Here is a 24509-nt window from a genome sequence, read left to right as displayed (position 1 = left end):
CACTAGCCTTTGCCGCAACCGCGTATCGCCAGGTGGCGGCGTCTATAAAAGGGAGGAACGTTTGAGAATGATGAAACACATTTCAACAGCTGCGATTGCTCTGGCGGCAACCGGGGCGATGGCTGACGGACATCTGATCGTCACGCCGGGCGAAGGTCTGTTCAATTGGCAGAGTTACGAGGAATTTGCGGCAAAGCATGACTATACCGGCCAAACCCTGACAATGGCGTCGCCATGGCTTGGCCCCGATGCGGTCGCGGCAGAGGCGGTCCTTGCCTATTTTGCTGAGGCAACCGGGGCAAAGGTCACTCAAGCCGGATCGGATAGCTTTGAACAACAGATCCTGATCGACACCGCCGCCGGGTCTCCGCCCAACCTCGCCGTATTCCCGCAGCCGGGCCTTGCCTGCGACCTCGCCTCGCGCGGATACCTGACATCGCTTGGTGAGGAAACGGCGAACTGGATGGCAGAGAATTATGCCGCCGGTCCATCCTGGGTCGCGCTGGGATCGTGTGCTGGCCTCGAGGGGTTTTACCACTTTGCCTATAGCGTCAATGTGAAGTCGTTGGTGTGGTACGTGCCGGAAAACTTCGAAGACGCGGGCTATGACATTCCGGAGTCCATGGAAGATCTCAAGGCTCTGACCGACCAGATTGTCGCCGATGGTGGTACGCCATGGTGCATCGGCGTGGGATCTGGGGGCGCTACCGGTTGGCCTGCAACGGATTGGGTCGAAGACCTGCTGTTGCGCACGCAACCGCCAGATGTTTACGACCAGTGGACCACAAACGAGATCCCCTTTGATGATCCTCGCATCGTCGCCGCCATCGAAGAATTCGGTGATTTCGCGTTGAACGACGACTATGTCGCTGGCGGGGCGGCCGCGGTCGCATCGACCGACTTCCGCGACAGCCCGGATGGAATGTTTGCAAGCCCACCGCAATGTTACATGCACCGGCAGGCCTCGTTCATTCCGGCGTTCTTCCCCGAGGATGTGGTTGTAGGTGAGGATGCGGACTTTTTCTACTTCCCCGCCTATGACGCATTGGATCTGGGCAAGCCTGTTCTGGGTGCGGGCGTGTTGGTGTCGATCACAGACGACAGCGAGGCGGCGCGTGGGTTCATCGAATTCCTGAAGACACCGATCGCGCACGAGATTTGGATGTCGATCGAGACGCAAGCCTTCCTGACCCCACATCTGGGCGTCAATCCAGACCTCTACCACAACGACACGCTGCGCGGTCAGGGAGAGATTTTGCGAAACGCCACAACCTTCCGGTTTGACGGCTCTGACCTGATGCCCGGCGGGGTTGGCGCAGGCACGTTCTGGACCGGCATGGTGGATTATGCCGGTGGTCAATCTGCGCAAGATGTTGCGGCGGAAATCCAAAAAAGCTGGGACGCATTGAAGTAACCTCCCGGTTTTTGGGCGCCTTTGCCCGAAAGCCAACCGCACCCTGGCTCTGGTCGGTCAGGGTGCACCCAACACTCCTGAAAATTTGAGCACGCCATGACACACTCGGATGCACCGTGGTGGAAAACCGCGACCGGATACCAAATCTATCCCCGCAGCTTCTGTGACAGCAACGGCGACGGCATCGGTGACATTCCGGGCATCACCTCCCGGCTGGACCACCTGCGCGACCTTGGCATCGGATTTGTCTGGTTGTCGCCCGTATATCGCTCACCCATGCGCGACAACGGCTATGACATCTCTGACTATTGCGACATCGCGCCCGAATTCGGGACACTGGCCGATTTCGACGACATGGTCGCCCAGGCGCGCGCGCGCGGCATCCGGATCGTGATGGACCTCGTGGTCAACCATTGCTCCTCCGAGCACCCGTGGTTTCAGGCCGCCTGCGCCTCCAGCCAGTGCGACGAACACGACTACTTCTACTGGCGAGAGGCCGGACCGGACGGCGGCCCGCCAGATGACCAACGCTCATGCTTTGGCGGACCGGCATGGATCTGGGTCGAGTCCGTGGGCAAATACTACTTCGGATTCTTCGGCCCCCAGCAACCCGATCTGAACTGGCAAAACCCGGCCCTGCGGCAAAAGATCTACCAGATGATGAACTGGTGGCTGGATCGCGGCATCGGCGGGTTTCGCATGGATGTGATCGAATTGATCGGCAAGGATGTCGACGCGCGGCACTATTATGAAGGCCCCGACATGCACCGGTTTATTCAGGAAATGCACCGCAAGGCGCTGGCTGGGCGGGACATCATGACTGTGGGGGAATCCGGTGCGGTCACCGCGCGCACTGCGCTGGACTATTGCGGACGCGACCGGGCAGAGCTGAACATGATGCACCAGTTCAATCACATCCACGCCGCGTGGGATCCGGAAAAGGGCAGGTTTGGCCCAAGTCATTTTGACCTTGTGACCCACAAACGCATTCTGGCGGACTGGCAGGACGCGCTGGCCGATGATGGCTGGAATGCGCTTTTCCTTTCCAACCACGACCTGCCACGGCCCGTTTCCCAATACGGGGACGAAGGGCGCTACCGTAAACGCTCGGCCAAGATGCTGGCACTTGTCACCTACCTGATGAAAGGCACGCCTTTCCTGTTTCAGGGCGAAGAAATCGGGATGACCAATGTCGCCTACGGGCGGATCGAACAGTTCCGCGACATCGAAACGCTGGGCCAGTACCGCGACCAAAGTGCGGCGGGCGTGTCCGACGCCGACTTCATCGCCGGGGCCAACACCAATGGTCGCGACAACGCCCGCACGCCGATGCAATGGAACACCACGGCACAGGCAGGCTTTACCTGCGGCACGCCATGGATCGATGTGAACCCGAACTACGTGGACATCAATGTGGCCGACGACAGGCGCGACTTCGACGGCATCTTCGCGTTCTACAAGTCCTTGATATCACTGAGAAAAAGCAACATCACCCTGCGAGAGGGCGCGTTCGCACTGCTTGAGGCGTCCCACCCGCAGATGTTCGCCTACACGCGCCGCCTGAACGGCACGTGCCTGTATGTTCTGGCGAATTTCAGCGCCGCAGAGGTGACGCTCAAAAGGCCCAAAGGGGTGACGACAGCCGCCAAAACCCTGCTCACAAACATGCCGACGCCCATGGACGTATCCGACACCCTGACCTTTGCGCCGTATGAGGCCTGCGTGCTGTGCGAACGCACCTGATCAGGATTGGCCCGCCGACAGCTTCTCCACATAATCGTCGGGGGAAATGGGTCCGCCTACCGCGTCGGTCGCATTGCGTTCCTCGTCGGTCAACGTGTCCTGAACGGCATCAATGCGCTTCCAGCTGGGATGCGGCTGCGCACCGGTCTTGTCCGGAACGTAGGGGCTGTTTTCCTGCCGCACATGTTTGTGCACATAACGCGCGCAATTCAGGAAAAAGGCGCTGACGGCCACCCGCATCAGCATGTTGGCCCCCGGATAATCGGACAGTTCAGGCGCATCCGTCTCGATCTGCGCATGGCCTTCGATGCGCACACGGTTCGGGGTTTCGAAGTCGATGAACAACAGGCCAACCTTGCCCGTTTCCATGGCGTTGCCCATGGACCGAAACATGCCGTTGCCGTCATAGTTGGGAAAGACCAGCGTGGTCGGATCCACAACCTGTACCACCCCCGGCGCACCGCCCTTGTGGGATACGGTGGGCATGCCATCGGCAGCAACCGTCGACAGGAAAAAGAAATCCCGGCTCTCGATAAAGGCCTTGTTCGGCGCGTCAATCTGATCGGCCACGATCGAGTGGAACACGGCATCCGCCAGCGCCTCGCGGTCATGCGCGCGTTGCAGCTTGCGCTGTGCGGATGTGTAAAACGTGTCGGGGGTCATGCCAGCGCCTCTGGCTCGCCTTGGGCGGTCTGCTCTTGTTCAGGCGGCGCCGCTGCTGGCCCGGACGAGCGGCCCAGAACGATACCGGCCACGTCGGGGCGGTTGTAGTGGCCCGCAGGGTCCGCAAACACCTTGGCCCCTTCAATCATGCCCAGATCAATATCGGCAATGGCAAGCCCGTCGGTGTGTTCGTCAATCGGGTCGGTCAAGCGGTATCCGTCGGGGCCAAACACGGCCGCCGCGCCGCCGCCCGTGGACACCATCGGGCGGGCGGCCTCGTTGCCCATGGTGATGTCGTCGATCATGTCTTCGGTGATGATGCTGCCGGGGGTCAGCACGAAACAGCCACCCTCAAAGGCATAGCTGCGCGACTCGTTCAGGTTCGCCTCCGCCGACAGCGCATAGGCTTCGCGGATGTCCTTGAACATGCCGAAACAGGGCCATCCCGCCACGTGGATCTGTTCGCCAAGCTGGTACATGCCCTGCCGGTTGATGGGTTGGATGTTCTCCCAGCAGCACAGGCCACCTACGGTACCGAATGGTGTTTCCGTGACCTTGAGATCGGTGGCAGGCCCTTCGCCCCAGACCGTCCGCTCCATGTGTGTGGGCTTCAGCTTGCGGCGGTTCATGACCCGTTCGCCCCGGTCATCCAGAAGCGCCTGGCTGCAATAGATCGACGCCTTGTCGCGCTCGGCATAGCCCAGCATCACATAGGTGCCTGCCTTTTTGGCGGCCTCTCCGATGGCCTTCATCTCGGGGCCGTCCGCGGCGATGGCGTTCATCCGGTGCCGCATGACCACCTCCATCGACGCCATGGGCGGCACCAGCCATATGGAGAACGGATATCCCGGCAACCAGACCTCGCCAAAGGCCAGAAGCTGGACGTCCTTCTTCCCGGCCTCTTCGATAAGCGCGATGGTCTTGTCCAGCGTTCCCTTGGCATCAAGCCAAACGGGGGCGGCCTGTACTGCGGCGACTTTGGTCATCTGAATACTCCCTGAATTCATGATCAGGAAAAATTAGATGGCAAAAGATTTGCCCTTGGAAGTCCCCGAACGGGTACCCTAGCAGCGGCGGCGAAAGGCGCTTGCCATGGCGGTTCGGTTGGTCGTTCCGAATGTCCTGTTCAGTGCTTTCAGATGCTTGCGCACGGCGGCCTCTCCGGTGCCGATCTGCTGAGCGATCTGCCGGTTCGACAGACCGTCAGCAGCAAGCGCGGCCACCTCTGCTTGCCGGTTCGTGAGGTTGGAACGTTGGACCGGAAGCGCCAGAAACTCCGACGCGATCTTCATCGCAACTGCAGACAATTCCAGCATCCCCTCGTGACCGATGCGTTTGACATTGGCAGACTGCGCAGCGCCAAAAAATAGAAGTGCCCGCATTCTGGAGGCGTCAAAGATCGGCAGCGTCGCAAAGCCCTCGATCTCGAAATGTTGGGAAACCTGATTGTAGAGCTGGCTGTTGTACCACCGTGGCCCCAACAGCGTCAGCGTGGAGACTGGAATGCCGCGTTCCTTGACCGAGGCGACCACCGGGTCAATCCGCAACCCGGTCAGCTCATAGGCGTCCTTGAACTTGCGCGGCAGACCCGCGATGTCCCCATCGCAGAATGTGCCATCCTCGCCAATCACATAGAGCCCGGCATTGTCCATCGCAGACAACGCCATTGCACGCTCCATCAGCGTGAACAATTTGCCATCGGGATAGATCGCGGTCGTCGCTGGAGACATCGAGGGACCAGTTTTTCACGTCGGACACAGCACTCTAAACAGAAGATCGGATTCGAGTCGAATTCGGAGACCTTAGCCAGACGCCTTCACCGCTGCGCAGGCCACTTCCCGAATCCACTTGTGCAGGGGGGCCTGATGTGTGCGTGTCGTCCAGAAGATATCCAATGCCAGCGGCACAGCGCTTGGCAGAGGGCGTTGCACCAAATCCGATGACATGGGCCGGGCGATCCGGTTTGGCAGGATCGCCACAAGGTCCGTCCCTGCGATGTACCCGCGCATATCACCGTACTCAGCCAGCTCCACAACCGGCTCGACCGTGATGCCGTGCGTTTCCAGATTGGCGAAGTACAGCGGTTGCCAGTGTCCGGCGAAGCTGACCGTCAGGAACTTTGCAGTCCGCAGGCCTTGGGCGGTCAAATCGCCCTGCGCCAACGGGTTGTCCGGGTCCATCACGCAAACATAGTAATCCTCAAGTAACCGCCGCTTGAAGACGTGTTCCCCGAGAAAATTCACTGGCCCCATCAACAGATCGCATTCCCCGCGCTTTAGCTGCTCTTCACCCCGCCCAAATGAATTCATGACGCGCAGGCGCACGTTGGGGGCTTGGGCCCGGCATGTGTTGATGAGCTTGGGCAGTACAATCATGCGCTCGTAGTGATTGCAGGAAATGGTCACCAGACCTTCCGCCGTGTCCGGCGAAAAGGCCCGACTTGTGGCGACCCCCTGAAACTCTTCAAGCAACCCAGCGGCGTGCTGCACAATCGCCCGGCATCGATCCGTCGGGATGGATGCGTTGCCTTCGCGCACAAACAGAGGGTCCCCAAAGCAGTCGCGCAGTTTTGCAATCGTGTAGCTGACGTTTGATTGGGTCTGACCAAGCCGTTCCGAGGCCAGCGAAAAGGATTTGAGATCATGCACGTATTGCAGAGTCCTGAGCGCGGCAAAGTCCACTTTCAGCAATCGGCTCATCGTTCGAACATCCTGTTTATCCAATACAATCAAATTTACTGATGTCGTAAATCAAATCAATCAAATTGACAGATGCTTGGAAGTTCGAATTGGTTCAGTGCATTGCAACCACTCGCATCCGGAGGATCGCCATGCCCAAGGACGTTCCGCATGTGTCGGATATCAGCATTGCCATGCTGACCGACGACCCGTATCCGTGCTTTGACCGGGTCCGTGATCGGGCCTCGGCCGTGTGGGTGGACAGCGCCCGTCTCAACCTTGTGACCCGGTTCGATGACATCATGGAGATTGAGCGCAACCACCACATCTTCGCATCGACTAATCCACAGTCTCTGATGAACACCGTCATGGGTCATTCGCTGATGCGAAAGGACGACGAAGCGCACCAGATCGAGCGCAAAGCAATTGAACCTTCGTTTCGGCCGGGCGTGGTCAAACAGCACTTCGCCCCGATTTTCAGTGTGATCGTCGATGAGTTGCTGGACGGCATCGCCGCCAAAGGACAAGCCGATTTATTTGACGCATTCGCGGCACCCATGGCGTCCCACGCTTTGATCGAACTGCTCGGGCTTGACGGTGTCGGATGGCAGGATCTGGCGCGATGGTCCCAAGCGCTGATGGACGGTGTGGGCAATTATGGCGCCGATCCAGACATCGCAAACCGGGCAAAGGATGCGTCCGATGCTGTTGACCGCGTCATCGACAAGGCGTTGCCCAGACATCTCAAGTCCAAAAACCCGACCATTTTATCCTCAATGGCACATGCCCCGACGCTGCACGGTATCAACCAAATCCGTGCCAATGTGAAAGTCATCATCGGAGGGGGCCTGAACGAACCGCGTGATGCCATTTTGACAAGCCTGCATGGGCTTCTGTCCCATCCCGATCAACTGGCAGCAGTCCGCGCCGACCCGTCCCTGCACAGCGCAGTTTTCGAAGAAGCCGTGCGCTGGGTGTCACCCATCGGTATGTACCCCCGGCGAGTCACATGCGACACGACCCTTGGTGAAACGCCACTGAAGGAAGGCGATCAATTGGGCATCTGTGTCGGCGCTGCAAACCGCGATCCGTCGCGCTTTACGCGCCCGAATGACTTCGACATTCACCGCCCACGTCAACAACACCTTGCCTTCGGAGCGGGGCCACATTTCTGCGCGGGCACGTGGGTGGCTCGTCAGATGGTGGGCGAAATTGCCGTGCCACGCCTTCTTCGAAGGTTAAAGGGGCTGCGGCTGGACAGTCAAAAGACGGTACAGGTCAGGGGTTGGGTTTTTCGTGGACCAACATCGCTGCCCGTGCTGTGGGATGCCTGAGGACAGATCAATGGTAAAGCTTACCTTCGTTCAAGCAGACGGTACCGAGCATCAGGTCGATGCCACACTCGGCTTGTCCGTGATGCAGGTCGCGCTAAGCCAGGGCGTTCCGGGGATTAGCGCTGAATGCAATGGCTCGGCGGCGTGCGCGACATGCCACGTTTATTTCGATGCGTCCGTATTCGACCTCTTGCCCGCAGTGCAGACGCATGAAGATGACATGTTGGACTTTGCCGCGTCTGATCGCAATCCGGGCAGCCGCCTGAGTTGTCAGGTACAGGTGACCGAAGCCATTGCAGGAACCCGCATTCAACTGCCCGACCTGCAGTGAACTGACCTGTTCATCGCCAAGTTTGCATGTATATCAGACATGCCGTCGGAAGAATTCCTAGCACCAATTTGTTGTGGCAAGGTCGAGGCAAACGTCCGCAACCATGGGCTTAAAGGACAAGACAGTTAGTCACGGCACTGCAAGATGTGCCGAGATTTCAGCAAACAGAACGCCAGATCACTCTTTTCTTGCATCCACGAGAAACGTGACGAGCGCCCTGACCCGATGTGGCAGTCGATCTCTTGACGGATAGGCCAATACTATGTCCTGAGGGTCGGTTTCAAAGTCTTCGAGCAGCCGAACGAGATGGCCCGCGTCGATGTCAGCGTTCAGGTAGTTTTCGCCCAGTCTGACAATGCCCAAACCGGCCTTGCACGCTTTGACCAGTGCGGCTGCGTTGTTGCTGGACCACCGCCCGGACACCTTCACCTCGAACGCAGCGCCGCCTTCGCGAAACATCCACCTTTGACCCGGTGCCGCAAGGCACGTATGCGCGCTTAGGTCACGTGGGGTATCGGGCAGGCCAGTACGCTCTAAATATGACGGAGAGGCGCAGACCTTGATCCGACGCTTGCCGATCTTGCGGACGACCAAGTCTTGATCATCGGGCATGCCGTAGCGCACGGCCAGATCAAACCCTTCGCGGATCAAATCGACCAGACGCTCGGTGATGTTCAGCTCAACCTCGATTTGGGGATGCTGCGATGCAAATTCGGACAGCTGTTCAGTCACCCAAGTTTCGCCAAACAGTCCTGCTGCCGCAACCCTCACCCGCCCCTTTACCAGATTTTGCTGTTCTGCAAGATCGGTTTCCAACGTCGCGATGTCGTCAAGAATGACATTGGCCCGTTCATAATAAAGCGCACCGATATCTGTCAGGTTCACGCTGCGTGTCGTGCGATGCAACAGTCGCACCCCCAACCGCGCCTCCAGTTCTGCGACACGCCTGCTGATGAAAGAGGTCGATACTCCGAGCGTCTCGCTGGCCCGGGTGAAACCGCCTTCAGTGACCACAGCGCAAAACTCGGCCAAGCCATCCAGCTTGCGCATTATCCCACTCCAGCAATAATCATTGAACCATTTACTATCTTAATCGCTTTGCGCGCAACGATTAGCTTCCTCTCATCAGACAAACAAGACACCAAAAAGGAAACACAAAATGTCCACGCAGACGCAAACAGCAGCAGAAATCGCCGCCGAACTTTTCGACCACTATCGTGCGCAGGACGTGCCCGCGATGGTCGCGATGTTCAAACCCGAAGGCATTGTGGAATACGTCCCCTTTGCCCTCGCCGGTCCTGTTGAGCAAGTTGGACCCGGCAGCTGGGGTGTCCTGATCGACAGCTTCCCCAACTTGTCCAATTCCATTCATTCGATTACGGGCGATGCAAGCGGGCGCAAAGCCTGGATCGACGTCGATATCTCGGGCACTCAGGCCAAGGAAGCCTTTGGCGTGCCAAGCAAGGGCCATGCATACAACCTGCGCCACTTGTTTGTCCTCGACACTGACGAAAACGGCAAGATCACACACATGACCGCCTTTTGGGACAACGTCGACTGGTACCGCCAGCTTGGCAAAGAGACCATTGATTGAACCCCGGCCAACACTTTTGAAAGCACGCTACCATGACACCTTCCCGTATCCTCATCGTCCTGACGTCCCATGATCAATTGGGCAATACCGGCGAGAAAACCGGCTTCTGGCTCGAAGAATTCGCAGCGCCCTACTACGAATTCCGAGACGCAGGCGCAGATGTAACGCTCGCGTCAATCGCAGGCGGACAGCCTCCGATTGACCCCAAAAGCGCATTGGCAGAATGGCAGACCGACGATACACGCCGCTTTGACAAAGATACTTTGGCAAAAGATGCGCTGGCCAACACAACGCCGATCGCAGACCTCGACGCTGGCAGTTTCGACGCGATCTTTTTCCCCGGTGGTCATGGACCCATGTGGGACTTTCCGGACAACAACACCCTCGCTCATTTGATCGAAGCGTTTGACGAAGAAGGCAAACCGGTAGGCGCAGTATGTCACGGTCCCGTGGCCTTGATGGCGGTCCGCAAAGCGGATGGCACACCATTGGTCGCTGGCAAACGCGTGACTGCCTTCACCAATGGAGAAGAAGACGCAGTCGGACTAAGTGACGTCGTACCATTTCTGTTGGAAGATCGCCTGCGTTCGCTTGGTGCAATCATCAGTAATGACACCGACTTCACAGTTAACGTGGTGACAGACGGCAATCTTGTAACCGGCCAGAACCCACAATCTTCAGCCGAAGGCGCACGCGCGATCCTCGCGCTGCTCAACGCAGAATAATACCGGACAGGAGGCTCCCCATGTCATTCGTTGCGACACACCCGATCCGCTCTTTGAACACGTCCCCTGTGCAAGCCGGAACAATTGCCGGACTGGCCGCCGCGATGATCTGGGGAGGATACCTGTCTTTATCCCGGGCCGGCGTGTCAGCAGGTTTGGACGGATACGACGTCGCCTTCCTTCGCTATGTCGTAGCCGGTCCATTGATGTTGCTCGCCTGGATGGTTTTCAACCCACGCGGACGGCCAAACATGCGACTGGGTCAAGCGCTGGCGGTCGCAGCGCTTTTGGGGCCGCCCTTCGTCTTTCTGAGTGTGGGGGGGTACGCATATGCCCCGTTGGCCCATGGGGCTGTGATTTTGCCCGCAACCCTGACGCTTGGTGGTTTTCTGCTTACGAGGATGTTTCTGCGGCAAAAACTGACGAAAGGACAAGCAACCGGGGCCATCGCGATCATTCTTGGATTGGTATTCATCGCGGGACCAAGCGCATTTCAAAGCGGCGTGGGTGCCTTGCGCGGTGATGCCATGTTTGCCCTAGCAGGGCTGCTCTGGGCCGGGTTCAGCGTGTTGCAGCAAAGATGGAAGCTGAACGCAATCGACGTCACGACGGTGGTATCCCTTGCCGGTCTTGTCACCGTTGTCCCTGTCTATCTGTGGCTGCGCGGGGTTGATGCATTTGCCGACTTGAGTGGACCAATGCTGAGCGCACAGATCATCATTCAAGGTGTCTTGTCCGGCGTGGTCGCGATGATCGCGTTTGCCAAAGCTGTGCTGTATCTGGGTGCCGCACGCGCCGCAACGTTTCCTGCGCTGGTTCCCGGCTTTGCCTTGCTGATCGGTATTCCACTCACGATGGAAATTCCGGGACCGCTCCAGGTTGTCGGCATCGTCATTGTGGGTCTCGGTCTTGTTTCTGCAATCTACAAACCGTGAGACCCGCCGATTGGATAACTCCACTCCCAGTTCAATGCAGCCACTGGCTGCCTTGGCTGGTTGCCATTTGAGGCTCGCATTCCCGACCTTCGCGATATCTTCAAGATCCACACGACGAACGACAGTCTCGTTTCGTCAATTTCAAACCTGTCAGAATTCGCCGCAGTCCACTAACAGCTTTGGCTCATTTCTTGCGGCTTGTTTGGTCAATGTTCGCTTTGTCTCTTCGGTTGTTCTGCGCAGTCCAATCGTTCAAGACCACGATTCAGAGGGTGGCGCGCATCCGAAATGCTCATCCCAACAGCGGCAGCTTAAGGGTCCCAAGTCATTGAAACCCAATCGCTCGACCAATCGCGCCCGGGTGCGGGAGGCGTCAGGAAAACGGCGTTGATCAGGCAGCGTTCAGGCAATGTCGAACGATAAGCGACACGCCCCATGTCATCGGTCAGCAGTCTTTCTTGCGCCACTTGGCCGTTGCGATATCGGCAGTGCAAATCGACCGGATGATGTGACGCTACTTTGTCTCCGGCATACAGCGTGATACCCGACCAGGACTTCACCCATTCATACTGAAATCCCAGCTGACGATCTTGGCCCTTATGGCCACCCAAATGCGTCAGCACTTTCGAGAACCGACGATAGGTTTCTCGCAGACCGCCATTTTGATTGGGGTTCGGCGGGTTTTCGGCAATCATATTGCTGGCCCCTACTTCCTCGGCAAAGGCAACGAAATCATCAACCGTTTCATGAACCAGCGCCGTTGGATAGGACGCAACCGCCAGTATGTGTAAGCCTTCGGCTTGGAACATCAGCGAAGGCATACCGTTTGCGAGGGAACGAGTGTGCAATACGTTCACCGCGCTGGGACCGATCCAATAGGCTTCTCTGTAGGCACGCGGCTCGAAAGGAAACACCTCGCCGTCAAAGTCTTCGCCAACAAAGACCTGCACTTCCAATGGCTGCTGAACGGCAGGCGTGCCCTCTACCGGTTCGATCCAAAATTCGTGAGCCTGCCCGCCAGTGCACATCGCAGCGCAGGCAACGCACCAAGCCCAAAAACTACGCATCGCCCAATACCCCGGTGGCCAAAACGGGACCAGTGGGCGCACCCGTCTGCGACCCGCCAACCGGTTCAAGGCTGACAGCGAGCAGCGCCCCTTCCTGCATGGTTGCCGTCGATAGACGCTCGGATTGATTAAAAGTGCCAAGCGACCGTGGTGTTCCATCCGCCGGGATCAACCAAAGTTCAAACGTGCGGTCGGGCACCACATCACCCGCAGTCAAAGCAATGTCCAACACATCGCCTTCGTCACCCACCGAAACAGAAAAGCTGTAATTGCTTTCATCGCTTCCAAGTTGTGCAGCAAGGTGCGGAGCATCACCAAGATTGGGCACAAAGAATCCGATGATTACCGCCATGGCCAGAACGGCGGTGACCAAGCTGATCGGCACCCGCCATCTGGATTTGCGCTTGGGAGCAGCAAACAGCCGCGCATCGATCCGGGCCTTCGATTGCCGCGACGGGTGGACTGTTCCGTAATTCTCATTCAGCCCGGCAAAGTATGCCTCCCAAGCATCTACCTCTTCGACAAATGCTGGCTCTTGACGCAATCGCGCTTCGACCGAGCGGCGTTCATCGAACGATAAAAGGCCCATGACGTACTCCCCCGCCAAGGCCCTGTCCACATCATGTGCGGTGGCGTCGGTCATCTCGGTGCTTGCTCCAAACAGTCGCGCAGACGCATCAGGCTACGACGCAGCCAGGTTCGAATGGTGTTCAGCGGGGTATCGAAGCGGTCCGCCAATTCTTGATAGGACCAACCCTCAAGGTAGGCTGCCCGCACCGCTTCTGCGCGTTGCGCCTCAAGCTCTTCGAGGCAGGCGTCGATCTTGGCGCGATTTTGCCTGTGGACCAGCGCGGTTTCCGGCGTCGGTCCGTCATCGGGGACGTCCTGGGCCATCTCAATAGGGGCCACGGGTGCCGTACGGATGCGCATGCGATCAATGGCCAAATTACGGGTGATTGCAATCAGCCATGACATCGACCGCCCTTCACCCGGCCTGTAACTGCCCGCTCGCTGCCAGATACGCACATAGGCGTCCTGCAGCACGTCTTCTGCCTCGGCCCGGTTTTTCATCATACGCATGGCGACCGCAAACAGTTGGCTGGACGTCATGGTGTAGAGTTGGTCAAACGCCGGGCGGTCTGACAGCGCTACCTGCGCGATCAACCCGTCCAGTTCATCCAGTATGGTCGAAGTACTGTCCATCACCGTGTTGCCCTCCTCTTAATAGACGCCGCCAAGTTCCAACCTGACGGGCCTCTGCGCACGTGTGATGCCACTTGGAACCGCATTGGGGTCAGTGTCGGTGCGTGCCTTTTGCAATGCGTTCAAGCGGTTTTCGTATGTCACCTTCAGGCTTTGTTCGGACCGCAAAACCGTTGGCTTGAGAAAGACAAACAGCGTGCGGCGTGTCTTGTTGCGATTGCGGGATTTGAACAGGTTTCCGAGAATTGGAATGTCGCCCGCGCCCGGCACTTTTTGCAGGCTCTTTAGGTCATCCCGGGTGATAAGCCCGCCCAGCACGATGGTGGAACCGCTGCGCGCCAGCACGCTGGTCTCTATGGACCGGCGGTTGGTGATCAGGTCTGCTGCACCCTCGATATTTGCGTTCACCAGCGACGACACTTCCTGACTGATGTCCAAGCGAACCGTGTCGCCATCGTTGATGCGCGGCAGCACATTCATGGTCAGCCCGACATCCTGCCGTTCGATGGTGGTAAAGGGTTGCACCGTGTTGCCATCCGTGGCGAACGTGCCCGTACGGAACGGCACATTTTGCCCCACGACAATGGATGCCGGTTGATTGTCGAGCGCCATAAGAGACGGGGTCGATAGCAGATTGGCGCTGGTCGACTGGTCCAACGCCTGCAAGAGAAGTCCGAAGTTGCCGCCTCCAATCGTGGCGCTGCCACCCGCTGTCGCCAATGCGGCGTTGGGCCTTCCAAGCGCTGCCAACAAGGTGCCAAGAGCAGCGCCACCATTGCCGAACGACGTGGCTGCAAGACCGCCGGGCAGGGCAAGCTCTCCCAATCCCAATTGCGCGCTGAGCCGTTGCGCAGTTTCGCCTGAGACTTCGACGATTGCCGCTTCGATCAAGACCTGCGCCCGTTTGCGGTCAAGTTGCTGAAGCAAGGCAGCTACTTCATTCAATTGATCCTCGGTCCCGCGGGCAACGATGGCATTTTGCGCCTCGTCCGCCGCGACGGTCACGTCGGGAACCTCCGAAACCGGCGCCGCCGCGTTCAGGCCGTTTTGCTGCAACTCATCGGCCACAGCATTCGTTGCCACTGCGCCAGCACCCGTCAAGGCCGTTGTCAGAATACCTGCCAATTGCTCGGCTTCGCCATACCGCAGCGGGAACACCCTTGTGGTCATGGCCACCTGCGGGTTGGAAACGGGCGGAACATCCATGGCCGTTGCAAGCATCGCGACCTCGGCCAATTCGTCCTCGGTGCCGCGAATGATCAGGGTGTTCGATCCCGGGTCCACCGACAATCGCGCACCTGTCGGGCTAGCCCCCAGCACTTCGGCAATCGCGGCCCCGACCACGGAGGCCTGCGTGTTGCGAAATTGAAGAACCCGCGAGGCGCGCGCTTCGTCCCTGTCGAGATTGCGGGCGATGGTCAGAATACGCGTCGCGCCTTCCGCTGTATCCGTGATCAGCACTGCATTGGGATCCTCCAACGCTTCGATGGACGCGGATGCTGCCACCAGCGGTTGCAGCACACGCACTGCTTCGCTGGCTGGCAAATTGTCCAGCGTTATCAAACGCGTAATGAAATCCTGACTACCTGCGCTGACCTCGCCCATGTCGACCCGCGCCGCTGCCCGCGCCGCTTCAAGCGGAACGATCTGCCAGATGACACCGCTTTGCACTGCGTGAAACCCGCGTGCGCGCAGGATGGACTGAAACAACTCCCAAGCCCCAGCACTGTCCAAAGGTTCGGCGGATACAACCGTGATCTCGCCTCGCAACTCCGGATGCACGATCAGGGTACGGCCCGTTATGTCGGCGATCTGCTCCGTTAGGATGGTGATGTCGGTCTGGCGCAGGTTGATTGTATAAGTCGCGTCTGCCGGCTGTGCGGATGCGGGCGCCGACAACGCCACCAAGAACACCATTGTTATGAACGGTCTCAACATCAGTCACCTCAGCGGAAAGGAAAAGGAAAGCAGTCGGCCGTCTCGTTCAACTTCGATCCGAGCCTGTCCGGCGGCTGCAATTTCGTCGTAGAACTGTTGGTCCTTTTCCGGATCACCAACCGCCTGGCCGTTGACTGTCCGGACCAGGTCACCGGACCGCAGGCCCGCCAACCGCACACCAACATCATGAGTTTCAGCGATCACGTAGCCCTCGTCCGTTGATCGCAAGCCAATCTCATCCAGAACGGCCTGCGGGTTTTTGCGGACACGATGACGCCAATAGTCGATATACTCGGCCGTGGTTTCCGGCTGCTCCGGTTTTTCGTACCTGGCGGGAACGACAAACCCACCCTGCAACCGGTCGAGCAATGATGGCGCATCAGTGACCACAGCAGCACGTTGCACATCGGTCTCGCTGTCAAAGCGCAGCGTGATTGTGCTTTCACCATCTGTCAGTTCGACCAATTCGGATGTGATTCGGGCGACATCCCATTGGTCCGTAACGCGCATCGCCTCACGGTAAAGACCAGGTTCGCCGTTCACGTCCAAAAGAGCAGTCGACAAAGCATCCCGAGCAGCAAAAATGCCACGCAATAAAATGTCGGGCCGGTCAGTGGTGTCTGTCGCCAAGGACCCATCTTCGACCGGAACACGGCCAAAGGGGGCCAACGCAAGCATGGCACTTAGGTCAGTGGCCGGTTCTTTCTGCTGCTCCGGCAGGTTCACGGGCATCGGCGCTTCAAGCACGATAACGCCTGCCACATGACGCGCCGCGGGCACAGCCGCCCAAGCGATATATCCGAGAGCCAGAAAGGCAAAACCCGCGCGTATTGCCGTATCCTTGCCGATCATTCGACGGCACCGCTTGCGGTGTCGATGAACCCGGTCAAACGCGCCAATACAACATCCCGGGCCACGGTTGTCGCGACAAGGATATCAACCCGTTCCAAATCCGGGTCAGGCGTTGCTGACTGGTCCACGCGGACCTCCCATTCGGTGCCGCCCATTTGGACGGTCCCGGACATCTCGCGCCGTGCCTCCAGTTGGACCATGGCGTTTTGCGCGACCCAGCGGGCAATGGTTCGATCAGTGACGGCGGTTACCGTGTGCGTATGCGCTTCAGTCGCTGACAGAATGACCGAGGACGACACGGCAAGCACCGTCATCGCCACAAGCGTTTCAATCAGGCTGAAGCCATCGGTCTTCGGCGCACGCATGTTCATGGCTGGTCTTGCAGGCGCACGCGCGCGCCATCAAAGAACACGATCTGACGGCCTGCACCGCGACCGAACTCGGCGCGAAAGGGTGTAGCACTGCTGGGTATCAAACGGGCGGACACGGCATAAACCTCTTTTGCATTGATTGAGATACGAGAGGTCGACGCAGAAAGTTTCGCCCGCGCGAGATGTTTGTCCGAATGCGCCACCCACTCGGCATCAGACCCGCGCTGAACAAACCGGATCGCTTCGCCATCGTGCAGGACGCCAAACCCTGTTCCGGTGACAAGCGCCTGATCAATGGCCCGGTCCAATTGCGCCACGAAGGCCCGGGCCGCCGCCTCATCAGATGTCGAACGCTGAGATTGGGGCAATGACAGAGCAACAGCACTCGCCACAATCGCAAACAGCGCCAACACGACCAGCATCTCAACAAGGCTGACGCCCGCATGACAGGCACGATGCTGTGTCACAACTCCGCTCGTGCCCGGGTGTCGCGCAATGGAATGTCTGCATTTACCCCGTCACCGCCCACGGCGGCGTCAGCCCCAAGCGAGACTAGATCGAACCGCCCACCCTCAGAGCGATAAACATAGGGCGTGCCCCAGGGATCCAACGGCAGCACCGTCAGGTACCCATCGGCGGGCCAGGTGCGTGGCAGCGGCGGTGTCACCGGCCTGATCGCCAATGCATTCAAGCCCTGCGCTGTCGTCGGGTAGCTGCCATTGTCCAACCGATACAGCTGCAATGCACCGGCAATGGACCGCATATCTGTCGCAGCGACGGACACGCGGGCTTCATCCGGGCGGCCAATCACATTGGGTACAATCAGTGCGGCGACAACAGAAATCATCACCAGCACAACCATCATTTCGATAAGCGTCACACCCGCCTCTGGGCTGCGTTTGGTCCGCGGATCGCGGCCATAAGACATCAATTCCGACATGAAACTATTTCCTCTTGCGGCTCGTATTGTCGATTACATAGGCGCGAAAATTCTCGCCGTAAAGGTAATTAATTATGCTAAATCAACAAGTTAGCATGGCTGACATTGATCGCCCAGATGCTTACTCAACGGCGTTGTCTCCCCTCCCGTCGGGCAACGATGTCCGGTCGGTTGATCCTGAACTTAAAGCGCGCTTGATGCGCGCGGCGGCGGCCTCGGACCGCTCTTCCCCCCAGGTGATCCCGGGTGCCGCCGTCCTTTTGCTCGCTCTTGACTTGCCCCTGAAAACGGATCGCAAGCGCCGCACGGCTGCTGCATACGCAGCCGAACCCTTTCTGGTGACGGGCCTCGACGAAACACATGTGGCGGTTGGTCCCCTGCTGCGCGGGTCGGTGCGCCTGTGCGCAGCGATTGATCGCAACGACCCGGAACTGCAAACTGGGGGTGACTGGGCTGTCCTACCAGATCTCTGTGCCGTACCCATGCCACTGACACCTGAGGCCTGGAGCCTGTGGTGCAGTCCTTACGCCGTTTACATCAGAACTGCTGATGGCGGAGGGTGCGTTGTCGACATCGAGTGTTTCGCCGACCTATGGCGCGCATTTGACCGACCACATATCGACCTTTGGCATGGTACGCCGCCTCCGGGCATAGACATCGGTCAGCACCATGCTGTCGTTCCCAAAGTAGACGCATCAACGTTCGATCTGGATATGCGTCCGGGCGGATCGCACTCTCTGAAACAGTGGCGCAGGCACCTGAATTTCGCCGTTGGCGTTGGCGCTTTCGCTGGCATGGCGCATGCCGCATTGTTGGTCCTCGACGCCCGTGCGCTGGACCGTGCGACAGCGGATCGCCGTGTCGCCCTTATCGAACATGCGTCTGACCGAGGGATATCGCTTGACCTGACCTTGCCCACCCCGGTGATAACCACAGACCTGATGCAACGCGCCCGCCCCGCTACATCGACGGATCCGTTGCTGCGGCTGCTTGCGCGCACGGGCGACGCGTTGTCCGGCACGGACAGCATCGCCTTTCGAGACCTGCGGTACGATGCAAGCGTTGGTACACTGACAATACTGATCAGCGCGCCTGATCTCGCAGCGCTCCAACGCGCCGAATACGCATTACGCACGGGCAGCATGACGGTCGCGAGCGGGGCGGCATCCACGGGCGCATCGGGCGCCGAAATGCAATTGGCCCTGTCGGAGGCCACTTGATGCGCAAAATGTCCGCCCGCGAAAGTGTGCTTTGCGCCGCAACCGCAGCTGTGATCGGCACCGTGGCATTGTGGAGCCTTGTCATCTCGCCGTCACTGTCGTCCCGCAGTGACAGCTTTGCACAATTGCGGAAAATCGACGTCCTTTGGGCCGTTCTGGACCAACTGCCGGATACGCTCACTTTGCCAGCAACGCGGACGACCCAGCCGCTGCGTGATCGGGTAACCGCTTCGGCGCGTACCGCGTCTATCGACATTCGCCGCCTTGATCCACAAGGCACGGCACTTTCTGTTTCACTGGATGCCGTGCCGTTTACTGCTCTGCTCGGTTGGTTGGAAACCTTGACGACGACGGAGGATGTACAGGTTTATTCAGCCGAAATCGGGCGTCGGCCCGAACCGGGGATCGTGTCCGCCCGCATAGTGATGGAGGACGCGCAATGACGACACTTCCTTACGCCTTTGCACGCAGCAACGAGGTGGTTGTTACGGGCGACCACTGTCATTTCACATCGCATACACCGTTTGTGGCACTGGCCGAGGCGCAGCGTGTGGCCGGTCAAGCTCTCAACTTTCGCGCAGTTTCCACGACCTTTCTAGCCGACATCATGGAAGACACTTATCGCGACAGTGCAAGCGCCGCCGCTGGCGCTGCCGAACAAGCTTCGGACCAAGGTGCAACGGACCTTGCTTCGTTGGCTGACACGGCTGCCGCTGTTGACGATCTGCTGGATCAGCGCGCAGATGCGCCCGTCGTCCGGTTGATCAATGCTATCCTGCTTGAAGCCATCCGGGCGCGCGCTTCGGACGTGCATATCGACGTTGAAGAGTCGCAACTGGTCGTGCGCTTCCGTGTAGATGGCGTTCTGCGCGAAGCGCTCACTTCGAACCGGGCACTTGCCCCGCAATTGGTCAGCCGCGTCAAGGTCATGGGGCGGCTCGACATTGCCGAAAAAAGACTGCCGCAGGATGGCCGCGTATCCCTGCGAGTTGCCGAGTTTCATCTTGATGCCCGGATCTCGACCATTCCCACGCAGCACGGCGAGCGTGTGGTCATGCGCCTGCTAGACCGGGGGCAGACGCGGTCGGGCGTGGTGGGTTTGGGCATGAGCGACCATATGCGCGCAGCATTTGAAGGCCTGCTCAATCGCCCCGACGGGCTGATCCTCGTGACCGGGCCAACAGGGTCCGGCAAGACGACAACGCTGTACGCCGGGCTCGACGCCCTGAACAACCTAGAGCGCAATATCATGACGATCGAAGATCCGATCGAATACGCTCTGCCCGGCATTGCTCAGATGCAGGTGAACACCGCGACGGACCTGACCTTTGCACGCGGCCTGCGCGCGTTGCTGCGCCAAGACCCGAACGTGATCATGGTAGGCGAAATCCGCGACGGCGAAACCGCCCGGGTCGCCGTGGAAAGTGCGATGACAGGGCACCTTGTGATGTCGACGCTACACACCAATTCTGCCATCGGATCCATCGCGCGCTTGATTGATCTTGGGGTCGAACGGTTCCTGCTTGCCCCCATGCTGCGCGGTCTGATTGCACAGCGTCTGGTGCGTCAAACCTGCGCGCGCTGCGCGGCGGCCCACACGATCACCGAAAGTGAAGCAGCGCTTTTGTCCCATGCGCTGACCGCAGGTGAAACGACGCTGGCAGGCTTGGGCTGCGATACATGCAATCACACCGGCTTTCACGGACGCCTCGCCCTTTACGACCTTGTCGAGGTCATTCCGGAGCTTGAGCGCGCCATCACCGACGGCGCATCCGAGGCGGAGCTTGCACAGCTTCTTAACCGCGCATTTCCGGGGCTGCTGTCCGACGGCGTGGACAAGATCCGAGAGGGCCTCACCACCCCGCGAGAGGTCGCGCGTGTGGTTTTTGAAATGGCGCAGGACGCCGGCATATGATCCGATTTCGCTACAGCGCGGTGGACTCCAACGGCAAGGCCCGCGCCGGACGGATCGAGGCCATAGGGATCGAAGCCGCCCGCGCCGCGCTACGCGTCAAGGGCCTGTTGCCCCTGTCCGTGGCACAGACGGGCGGGTGGCGATTTGAGATTGGCAGCGCTTTCACCCGGCATGGTTCCCGCCCCCTCTCGCCCACCGATCTGGCGGTTTTTACGCGCCAGATGGCAACCTTGTTGAGCAGCGGCGTGCAGGTCGAGGCGGCCCTCGCCACGTTGGCCCGGCAAGCCAACCCAAGGCTTGGTGCGACATGTCGGGCTCTGCGACAGGCGATCCTTGACGGCGCCAACCTCAGCACGGCTCTGCGGGACGCAAGAGCCGGATTTGACCGGTTCTACCTCACCTCGGTACAGGCGGGTGAGCGGGCCGGGCAACAGGGCGCGGTTTTGGCGCACCTCGCCGACCATGCAGAAGGACGGCTGCGCAACCGTCAGACGGTCGCGCTGGCGCTGATCTATCCCGCCATCCTGATCGTCGTGTCGATTGCCGTTGTTGTCGGCCTGTTGGTATTTTTGCTGCCTGATATCGTCCGTGTCTTTGCGACGCGCGGCGCCGATCTACCACCACTCACGAAACTGATGATCGGGCTCAGCGACTTTCTGACAGACAATGCGGTCATCGTGATCGGGATCGCACTTGCTCTGCTGATTGGGGTAACGGCAGGATTGAGGCTCCCGGTAGTGCAGCACGCTTGGCACACTGCGCTATGGCGCAGCGGTTTGGCGCGCCAAATGACTATTGTACAGTTTTCAGGTACACTCGCGACATTGACGCAAAGTGGCGTGCCGCTGGCTGATGCCCTTTCATCAGCCACTGCGACAGTCAGCAACCAGACCGCCCGGGACACTCTGGCCGAGGTCGCGCGCGACGTGCGCGATGGGGTCCCGATGTCGCGGGCGCTTGCTCGTCAAAACGGCTTTCCCCCGATGATGATCACCATGATTGCAAGCGGTGAAGCGGGCGGCAGCCTGCCCACCATGCTGGGCCGTTTTGCGCAGGATCAATCGCAAAATCTGCAGGCGCGAGTGAAAACGCTAGTCGGTCTGGTCGAGCCGCTTGTCCTGCTGGGCATGGGCGGCGTCGTGATGCTGTTGGTGCTCGCCATCCTTCTGCCGATCGTCAACCTGAACTCGCTGGTCGGATGATGCGCAGCCACACACCCACATCAGGAGTACCGCGCCATGTCAAACGGACAATCCCTTAGCCGCCGCAGATGCTTGGCCATGTTGGCAGCAACCCCAATAGCCGCAGCCTGCACCGACGTGTCCAAGGCCGAGCGGCGCGGGCGTCCCGCGCGGGCAGATGCGCAGGTTGCCCTGCTGCTTCCGCTGTCCGGCGCGCGCGCAACACTGGGCCAGCAAATGGCCAAGGCGGTTTGGTTGGTCGAAGACTTCGGCGGCGCGCCGGGCCAGACCAAGGTGCTGGACGCAGGCGAAACACCGCAGGCCGCAGCACAGGCCGCGCGCGTTGCGGTGGCGGAAGGGGCAAACATCATTGTCGGCCCCCTGTTTCGCGATCAGACACCCGCCGTGGTCGAGGCGGCGGGCAGCGTGCCAGTTCTGTCATTGTCCAATGATACGACCCTTGCCGCGACAGGGGCTTGGGTGTTTGGAGTTACGCCCGCGCAATCGGTGGACACTGTATTCGGGTTTGCCCAAAGCACTGGCGCGCAAAGGCTGGCGATCCTCGAAACCGGCGGCGTGCTTGGACAACAAGCAACAAAAGCACTGCAGTCACGGGCGCGCACGGCACGTATCACAGCGCTGCCCGCCGTTCCCGCCACAACGCGGCCCGAAGATATGGGTGATGCGCTTCGGCAATCGGGTGGAGGCACCATGCCCGACATCGTCTATGTTCCAGCGACAAACACAAACGCGCTTCACCAAGCGGAAGCCGCAGTGCAAACGGGTGTGACGACGATCGGCTCACTGCAATGGTCCGCCTTGGCTCAGCCTCAGTTGGATCGGCTCGACAAGGCCTGCTTCACCGGCCCGGACCCCGTTCGCTTCGACCGATTGTCCTCCTTTTTCAGGGCGCAACTCGAGGAAGAGATGGGCGTGATTGCAGCCCTCGCCCTAGACGCCGTCGGCTTGGCACAAACGGCGAGTAACGGCGGAGACCTGCGCCAACGTAAGAGCTACGAAGGCCTGTTGGGCGATACACGATTTGATCGGAACAAAACGTGCCAACGCACCATGGAAGTACTGAGGATTGATGGCGGTGCCGTACGCCCTGTCCTATGATTGTAAGGGCGCGAACAGCGGGTGTCACGCTCATCGAGATGCTGGTGTCACTCACGATCTCGGCGATGATCGGTCTGGCGGGGTTTGCCTTGCTGGAAAGCGTGACGCGGACAGAGGCAGGAGTGGCTGGCCGGCTTGACCATTTGACCTTGCAAGATCGCGCATTTCGTTTGCTGAACTTGGACATGGAAATCGCAACTCTTGCGCGTTTGGGGGAAGCGCTCGAACTGCGCATCTCGGGGCAGACTATCATCTGGGAGGCCACTGACCAAGGCGTTTTCCGCAGTGTCAACATCGCCAAAGGGGGCGTGATCAAACAGAGCCTTTTGGACCACCCCGCGCGCCTGTCGCGTCATGCGTCAGGCATCCTGGCTCTCCGATTGCCGGAAACGGGCGTCTGGCGGCTGGTTTCTCTTCCACCCACGCACAGCGAATGACACGGAACCGCCAATCCGGCGTTAGCCTCTTGAATGTGCTCGCGGTTCTCGCTGTTGGCACCGGGCTTGTGCAGATCATGTTGCGCGATCAGGATGCAGCGGTGCAACGCCTTGATCACACAAACAGCGCGGCCCAAGCGCACGCCTTGGCGAAGGGTGGCATTACCTCGGTTGCCGTCGCATTGCGGCGCGACTTTCAGGATAGCCCTGATATCGATCATCTTGGAGAACCTTGGGCGCAAGCAGCGCAGGATCAAATCGCGCTGGACTTTGGACAATTCGAAGTGTCGATCGAAGACGCACGCGGCAAATTCGATTTGAACGCACTGGGTCCGGCTGCGCTTGCCGAAATACGGGTGTTTGAAGCTCTGCTTGTCACTCTTGATCTGCCGAGGATTTTGGCTGGCCAAATCACGCAGATTGTTCTGCAAAACGGGCCATTGACCGGCCCTGAGGCACTGCTTGAATACGGCATCGCCCAAAGTGACGTCGACCGTCTAAACCCCCATGTCACCGCCACAGAAACGCGCGGCACACTCAACCTGAACACGGTGACAGCCCCCTTGATGGCAGCGTTGCTGCGCAACCCATCTGCTGCGCGGGGTCTGATCGCACGCCGCGCAGCACAGGGTTGGTTGGAGGCACGCGATCTTGCAGCCCTCGGTGTCGTGCAACCACCTATCTCCGGATACACCTCTGATACCTTTGACGTCACCACAGTTGCATCTGTGGGCGAAGCGCGGGCCAGACTGACACGCAGGCTTGCCCGCGATATGGATACGGGCAAAGTACACCGCATCGCACTGCCATGAAAAACGCCGCCGGGCGGACCCGGCGGCGGCTGTTTTC

At 59.4% G+C, this 24509-nt stretch carries 27 protein-coding genes; 14 read left to right on the top strand and 13 right to left on the bottom strand.

The features are described 5' to 3' along the window. The first annotated feature begins 67 nt into the window (after positions 1 to 67). Positions 68 to 1414: an ABC transporter substrate-binding protein gene (locus Q1A32_RS09045; RefSeq protein ID WP_299652037.1), complete on the top strand. Its 1347-nt coding sequence runs from the start codon at positions 68 to 70 to the stop codon at positions 1412 to 1414. A 96-nt stretch (positions 1415 to 1510) separates the two neighbouring features. Next, positions 1511 to 3157: an alpha-glucosidase gene (locus tag Q1A32_RS09040; protein ID WP_299652035.1), complete on the top strand. Its 1647-nt coding sequence runs from the start codon at positions 1511 to 1513 to the stop codon at positions 3155 to 3157. On the opposite strand, the gene Q1A32_RS09035 is transcribed toward Q1A32_RS09040, so the two are convergent. The 4 genes from Q1A32_RS09035 to Q1A32_RS09020 all read right to left on the bottom strand — a co-directional run bounded on the left by Q1A32_RS09035 (position 3158) and on the right by Q1A32_RS09020 (position 6519). Beyond that, entirely contained in the window at positions 3158 to 3820 is a 663-nt protein-coding gene (locus Q1A32_RS09035; protein ID WP_299652033.1) for a pyridoxamine 5'-phosphate oxidase family protein, read from the bottom strand. It abuts the gene before it with no gap. Next, positions 3817 to 4806: a carbon-nitrogen hydrolase family protein gene (locus Q1A32_RS09030; RefSeq protein ID WP_299652031.1), complete on the bottom strand. Its 990-nt coding sequence runs from the start codon at positions 4804 to 4806 to the stop codon at positions 3817 to 3819. The genes Q1A32_RS09035 and Q1A32_RS09030 overlap by 4 nt, the downstream gene beginning before the upstream one ends. Positions 4807 to 4884: 78 nt before the next feature. Beyond that, a complete protein-coding gene (locus Q1A32_RS09025; protein ID WP_299613288.1) occupies positions 4885 to 5550 on the bottom strand; it encodes a helix-turn-helix transcriptional regulator in 666 nt (221 codons plus the stop codon). Between the two features lie 72 nt (positions 5551 to 5622). After that, positions 5623 to 6519: a LysR family transcriptional regulator gene (locus Q1A32_RS09020; RefSeq protein ID WP_299652029.1), complete on the bottom strand. Its 897-nt coding sequence runs from the start codon at positions 6517 to 6519 to the stop codon at positions 5623 to 5625. 131 nt (positions 6520 to 6650) lie between these two features. Here Q1A32_RS09020 and Q1A32_RS09015 point away from each other — a divergent pair, with 131 nt between their 5' ends. Beyond that, positions 6651 to 7832, top strand: a complete 1182-nt coding sequence (locus Q1A32_RS09015; protein WP_299652027.1) for a cytochrome P450 — start codon at positions 6651 to 6653, stop codon at positions 7830 to 7832. A gap of 10 nt (positions 7833 to 7842) precedes the next feature. Further along, positions 7843 to 8163, top strand: a complete 321-nt coding sequence (locus Q1A32_RS09010; RefSeq protein WP_299652025.1) for a 2Fe-2S iron-sulfur cluster-binding protein — start codon at positions 7843 to 7845, stop codon at positions 8161 to 8163. A 177-nt stretch (positions 8164 to 8340) separates the two neighbouring features. Here the strand turns inward: Q1A32_RS09010 and Q1A32_RS09005 are convergent, their stop codons facing one another. Next, complete coding sequence (locus Q1A32_RS09005; protein ID WP_299652023.1) at positions 8341 to 9213, bottom strand: LysR family transcriptional regulator; 873 nt, start codon at positions 9211 to 9213, stop codon at positions 8341 to 8343. A gap of 109 nt (positions 9214 to 9322) precedes the next feature. Between Q1A32_RS09005 and Q1A32_RS09000 the strand changes: the two genes are divergently transcribed. Genes Q1A32_RS09000 through Q1A32_RS08990 form a run of 3 tightly spaced genes read left to right on the top strand, consistent with a single transcriptional unit; the run spans position 9323 to position 11417 of the window. After that, positions 9323 to 9757, top strand: a complete 435-nt coding sequence (locus Q1A32_RS09000) for a nuclear transport factor 2 family protein (RefSeq protein ID WP_299652021.1) — start codon at positions 9323 to 9325, stop codon at positions 9755 to 9757. Positions 9758 to 9789: 32 nt separating this feature from the next. Continuing rightward, positions 9790 to 10482, top strand: a complete 693-nt coding sequence (locus Q1A32_RS08995; protein ID WP_299652019.1) for a type 1 glutamine amidotransferase domain-containing protein — start codon at positions 9790 to 9792, stop codon at positions 10480 to 10482. 20 nt (positions 10483 to 10502) lie between these two features. Then, positions 10503 to 11417, top strand: coding sequence for a DMT family transporter (locus tag Q1A32_RS08990; RefSeq protein WP_299652017.1), 915 nt, complete (start codon positions 10503 to 10505; stop codon positions 11415 to 11417). A 311-nt stretch (positions 11418 to 11728) separates the two neighbouring features. On the opposite strand, the gene Q1A32_RS08985 is transcribed toward Q1A32_RS08990, so the two are convergent. The 8 genes from Q1A32_RS08985 to gspG all read right to left on the bottom strand — a co-directional run bounded on the left by Q1A32_RS08985 (position 11729) and on the right by gspG (position 17788). After that, the gene (locus Q1A32_RS08985) at positions 11729 to 12367 is read right to left on the bottom strand and encodes a hypothetical protein (protein ID WP_299652015.1); all 639 of its coding nucleotides are present in this window, start codon (positions 12365 to 12367) and stop codon (positions 11729 to 11731) included. A gap of 109 nt (positions 12368 to 12476) precedes the next feature. Then, the gene (locus tag Q1A32_RS08980; protein WP_299652013.1) at positions 12477 to 13127 is read right to left on the bottom strand and encodes an anti-sigma factor; all 651 of its coding nucleotides are present in this window, start codon (positions 13125 to 13127) and stop codon (positions 12477 to 12479) included. Next, positions 13124 to 13687, bottom strand: a complete 564-nt coding sequence (locus Q1A32_RS08975; RefSeq protein ID WP_299652850.1) for a sigma-70 family RNA polymerase sigma factor — start codon at positions 13685 to 13687, stop codon at positions 13124 to 13126. Before Q1A32_RS08975 ends, Q1A32_RS08980 begins: the two co-directional genes overlap by 4 nt. A gap of 18 nt (positions 13688 to 13705) precedes the next feature. Beyond that, on the bottom strand, positions 13706 to 15625 hold the full coding sequence (gspD, locus tag Q1A32_RS08970; protein ID WP_299652011.1) for a type II secretion system secretin GspD: 1920 nt from the start codon (positions 15623 to 15625) through the stop codon (positions 13706 to 13708). 3 nt (positions 15626 to 15628) lie between these two features. Beyond that, positions 15629 to 16477: a hypothetical protein gene (locus Q1A32_RS08965; protein ID WP_299652009.1), complete on the bottom strand. Its 849-nt coding sequence runs from the start codon at positions 16475 to 16477 to the stop codon at positions 15629 to 15631. Then, complete coding sequence (gene gspI / locus Q1A32_RS08960) at positions 16474 to 16848, bottom strand: type II secretion system minor pseudopilin GspI (protein WP_299652007.1); 375 nt, start codon at positions 16846 to 16848, stop codon at positions 16474 to 16476. The genes Q1A32_RS08965 and gspI overlap by 4 nt, the downstream gene beginning before the upstream one ends. After that, positions 16845 to 17315 (bottom strand): prepilin-type N-terminal cleavage/methylation domain-containing protein, encoded by a 471-nt coding sequence (locus Q1A32_RS08955; RefSeq protein WP_299652005.1) that lies wholly within the window; start codon positions 17313 to 17315, stop codon positions 16845 to 16847. The genes gspI and Q1A32_RS08955 overlap by 4 nt, the downstream gene beginning before the upstream one ends. Further along, complete coding sequence (gene gspG / locus Q1A32_RS08950; RefSeq protein WP_299652003.1) at positions 17312 to 17788, bottom strand: type II secretion system major pseudopilin GspG; 477 nt, start codon at positions 17786 to 17788, stop codon at positions 17312 to 17314. Before gspG ends, Q1A32_RS08955 begins: the two co-directional genes overlap by 4 nt. Positions 17789 to 17883: 95 nt before the next feature. Between gspG and Q1A32_RS08945 the strand changes: the two genes are divergently transcribed. The 7 genes from Q1A32_RS08945 to Q1A32_RS08915 all read left to right on the top strand — a co-directional run bounded on the left by Q1A32_RS08945 (position 17884) and on the right by Q1A32_RS08915 (position 24472). Continuing rightward, a complete protein-coding gene (locus tag Q1A32_RS08945; protein WP_299652001.1) occupies positions 17884 to 19008 on the top strand; it encodes a type II secretion system protein GspL in 1125 nt (374 codons plus the stop codon). After that, complete coding sequence (gene gspM / locus Q1A32_RS08940) at positions 19008 to 19451, top strand: type II secretion system protein GspM (protein WP_299651999.1); 444 nt, start codon at positions 19008 to 19010, stop codon at positions 19449 to 19451. Before Q1A32_RS08945 ends, gspM begins: the two co-directional genes overlap by 1 nt. Next, a complete protein-coding gene (locus tag Q1A32_RS08935; protein WP_299651997.1) occupies positions 19448 to 20923 on the top strand; it encodes a GspE/PulE family protein in 1476 nt (491 codons plus the stop codon). The genes gspM and Q1A32_RS08935 overlap by 4 nt, the downstream gene beginning before the upstream one ends. Then, positions 20920 to 22125, top strand: a complete 1206-nt coding sequence (locus Q1A32_RS08930) for a type II secretion system F family protein (RefSeq protein WP_299651995.1) — start codon at positions 20920 to 20922, stop codon at positions 22123 to 22125. Before Q1A32_RS08935 ends, Q1A32_RS08930 begins: the two co-directional genes overlap by 4 nt. Before the next feature lie 78 nt (positions 22126 to 22203). Continuing rightward, the gene (locus Q1A32_RS08925; protein WP_299651993.1) at positions 22204 to 23223 is read left to right on the top strand and encodes a penicillin-binding protein activator; all 1020 of its coding nucleotides are present in this window, start codon (positions 22204 to 22206) and stop codon (positions 23221 to 23223) included. Continuing rightward, positions 23220 to 23660 (top strand): prepilin-type N-terminal cleavage/methylation domain-containing protein, encoded by a 441-nt coding sequence (locus tag Q1A32_RS08920; protein ID WP_366141214.1) that lies wholly within the window; start codon positions 23220 to 23222, stop codon positions 23658 to 23660. The genes Q1A32_RS08925 and Q1A32_RS08920 overlap by 4 nt, the downstream gene beginning before the upstream one ends. Continuing rightward, complete coding sequence (locus Q1A32_RS08915; protein WP_299651989.1) at positions 23657 to 24472, top strand: general secretion pathway protein GspK; 816 nt, start codon at positions 23657 to 23659, stop codon at positions 24470 to 24472. Before Q1A32_RS08920 ends, Q1A32_RS08915 begins: the two co-directional genes overlap by 4 nt. Positions 24473 to 24509: the final 37 nt, after the last annotated feature.

It is taken from the genome of uncultured Tateyamaria sp. (genome assembly GCF_947503415.1).
Lineage (GTDB): Bacteria > Pseudomonadota > Alphaproteobacteria > Rhodobacterales > Rhodobacteraceae > Tateyamaria.
This window is presented reverse-complemented; position numbering and strand designations above follow the sequence as displayed.

Coding starts and splice junctions, on each gene's coding strand:
- Q1A32_RS09040 (WP_299652035.1), top strand. CDS start 1,511: ATGACACACTCGGATGCACCGTGGTGGAAAACCGCGACCGGATACCAA.
- Q1A32_RS09025 (WP_299613288.1), bottom strand. CDS start 5,550: ATGTCTCCAGCGACGACCGCGATCTATCCCGATGGCAAATTGTTCACG.
- Q1A32_RS08920 (WP_366141214.1), top strand. CDS start 23,220: ATGATTGTAAGGGCGCGAACAGCGGGTGTCACGCTCATCGAGATGCTG.
- Q1A32_RS09045 (WP_299652037.1), top strand. CDS start 68: ATGATGAAACACATTTCAACAGCTGCGATTGCTCTGGCGGCAACCGGG.
- Q1A32_RS09030 (WP_299652031.1), bottom strand. CDS start 4,806: ATGACCAAAGTCGCCGCAGTACAGGCCGCCCCCGTTTGGCTTGATGCC.
- Q1A32_RS08925 (WP_299651993.1), top strand. CDS start 22,204: ATGTTGGCAGCAACCCCAATAGCCGCAGCCTGCACCGACGTGTCCAAG.
- gspI (WP_299652007.1), bottom strand. CDS start 16,848: ATGAACATGCGTGCGCCGAAGACCGATGGCTTCAGCCTGATTGAAACG.
- gspM (WP_299651999.1), top strand. CDS start 19,008: ATGCGCAAAATGTCCGCCCGCGAAAGTGTGCTTTGCGCCGCAACCGCA.
- Q1A32_RS09010 (WP_299652025.1), top strand. CDS start 7,843: ATGGTAAAGCTTACCTTCGTTCAAGCAGACGGTACCGAGCATCAGGTC.
- Q1A32_RS08965 (WP_299652009.1), bottom strand. CDS start 16,477: ATGATCGGCAAGGATACGGCAATACGCGCGGGTTTTGCCTTTCTGGCT.
- Q1A32_RS08945 (WP_299652001.1), top strand. CDS start 17,884: ATGGCTGACATTGATCGCCCAGATGCTTACTCAACGGCGTTGTCTCCC.
- Q1A32_RS08980 (WP_299652013.1), bottom strand. CDS start 13,127: ATGACCGACGCCACCGCACATGATGTGGACAGGGCCTTGGCGGGGGAG.
- Q1A32_RS08990 (WP_299652017.1), top strand. CDS start 10,503: ATGTCATTCGTTGCGACACACCCGATCCGCTCTTTGAACACGTCCCCT.
- gspD (WP_299652011.1), bottom strand. CDS start 15,625: ATGTTGAGACCGTTCATAACAATGGTGTTCTTGGTGGCGTTGTCGGCG.
- Q1A32_RS09000 (WP_299652021.1), top strand. CDS start 9,323: ATGTCCACGCAGACGCAAACAGCAGCAGAAATCGCCGCCGAACTTTTC.
- Q1A32_RS08975 (WP_299652850.1), bottom strand. CDS start 13,687: ATGGACAGTACTTCGACCATACTGGATGAACTGGACGGGTTGATCGCG.
- Q1A32_RS09005 (WP_299652023.1), bottom strand. CDS start 9,213: ATGCGCAAGCTGGATGGCTTGGCCGAGTTTTGCGCTGTGGTCACTGAA.
- Q1A32_RS08930 (WP_299651995.1), top strand. CDS start 20,920: ATGATCCGATTTCGCTACAGCGCGGTGGACTCCAACGGCAAGGCCCGC.
- Q1A32_RS08915 (WP_299651989.1), top strand. CDS start 23,657: ATGACACGGAACCGCCAATCCGGCGTTAGCCTCTTGAATGTGCTCGCG.
- Q1A32_RS09020 (WP_299652029.1), bottom strand. CDS start 6,519: ATGAGCCGATTGCTGAAAGTGGACTTTGCCGCGCTCAGGACTCTGCAA.
- Q1A32_RS09035 (WP_299652033.1), bottom strand. CDS start 3,820: ATGACCCCCGACACGTTTTACACATCCGCACAGCGCAAGCTGCAACGC.
- Q1A32_RS09015 (WP_299652027.1), top strand. CDS start 6,651: ATGCCCAAGGACGTTCCGCATGTGTCGGATATCAGCATTGCCATGCTG.
- gspG (WP_299652003.1), bottom strand. CDS start 17,788: ATGTCGGAATTGATGTCTTATGGCCGCGATCCGCGGACCAAACGCAGC.
- Q1A32_RS08935 (WP_299651997.1), top strand. CDS start 19,448: ATGACGACACTTCCTTACGCCTTTGCACGCAGCAACGAGGTGGTTGTT.
- Q1A32_RS08995 (WP_299652019.1), top strand. CDS start 9,790: ATGACACCTTCCCGTATCCTCATCGTCCTGACGTCCCATGATCAATTG.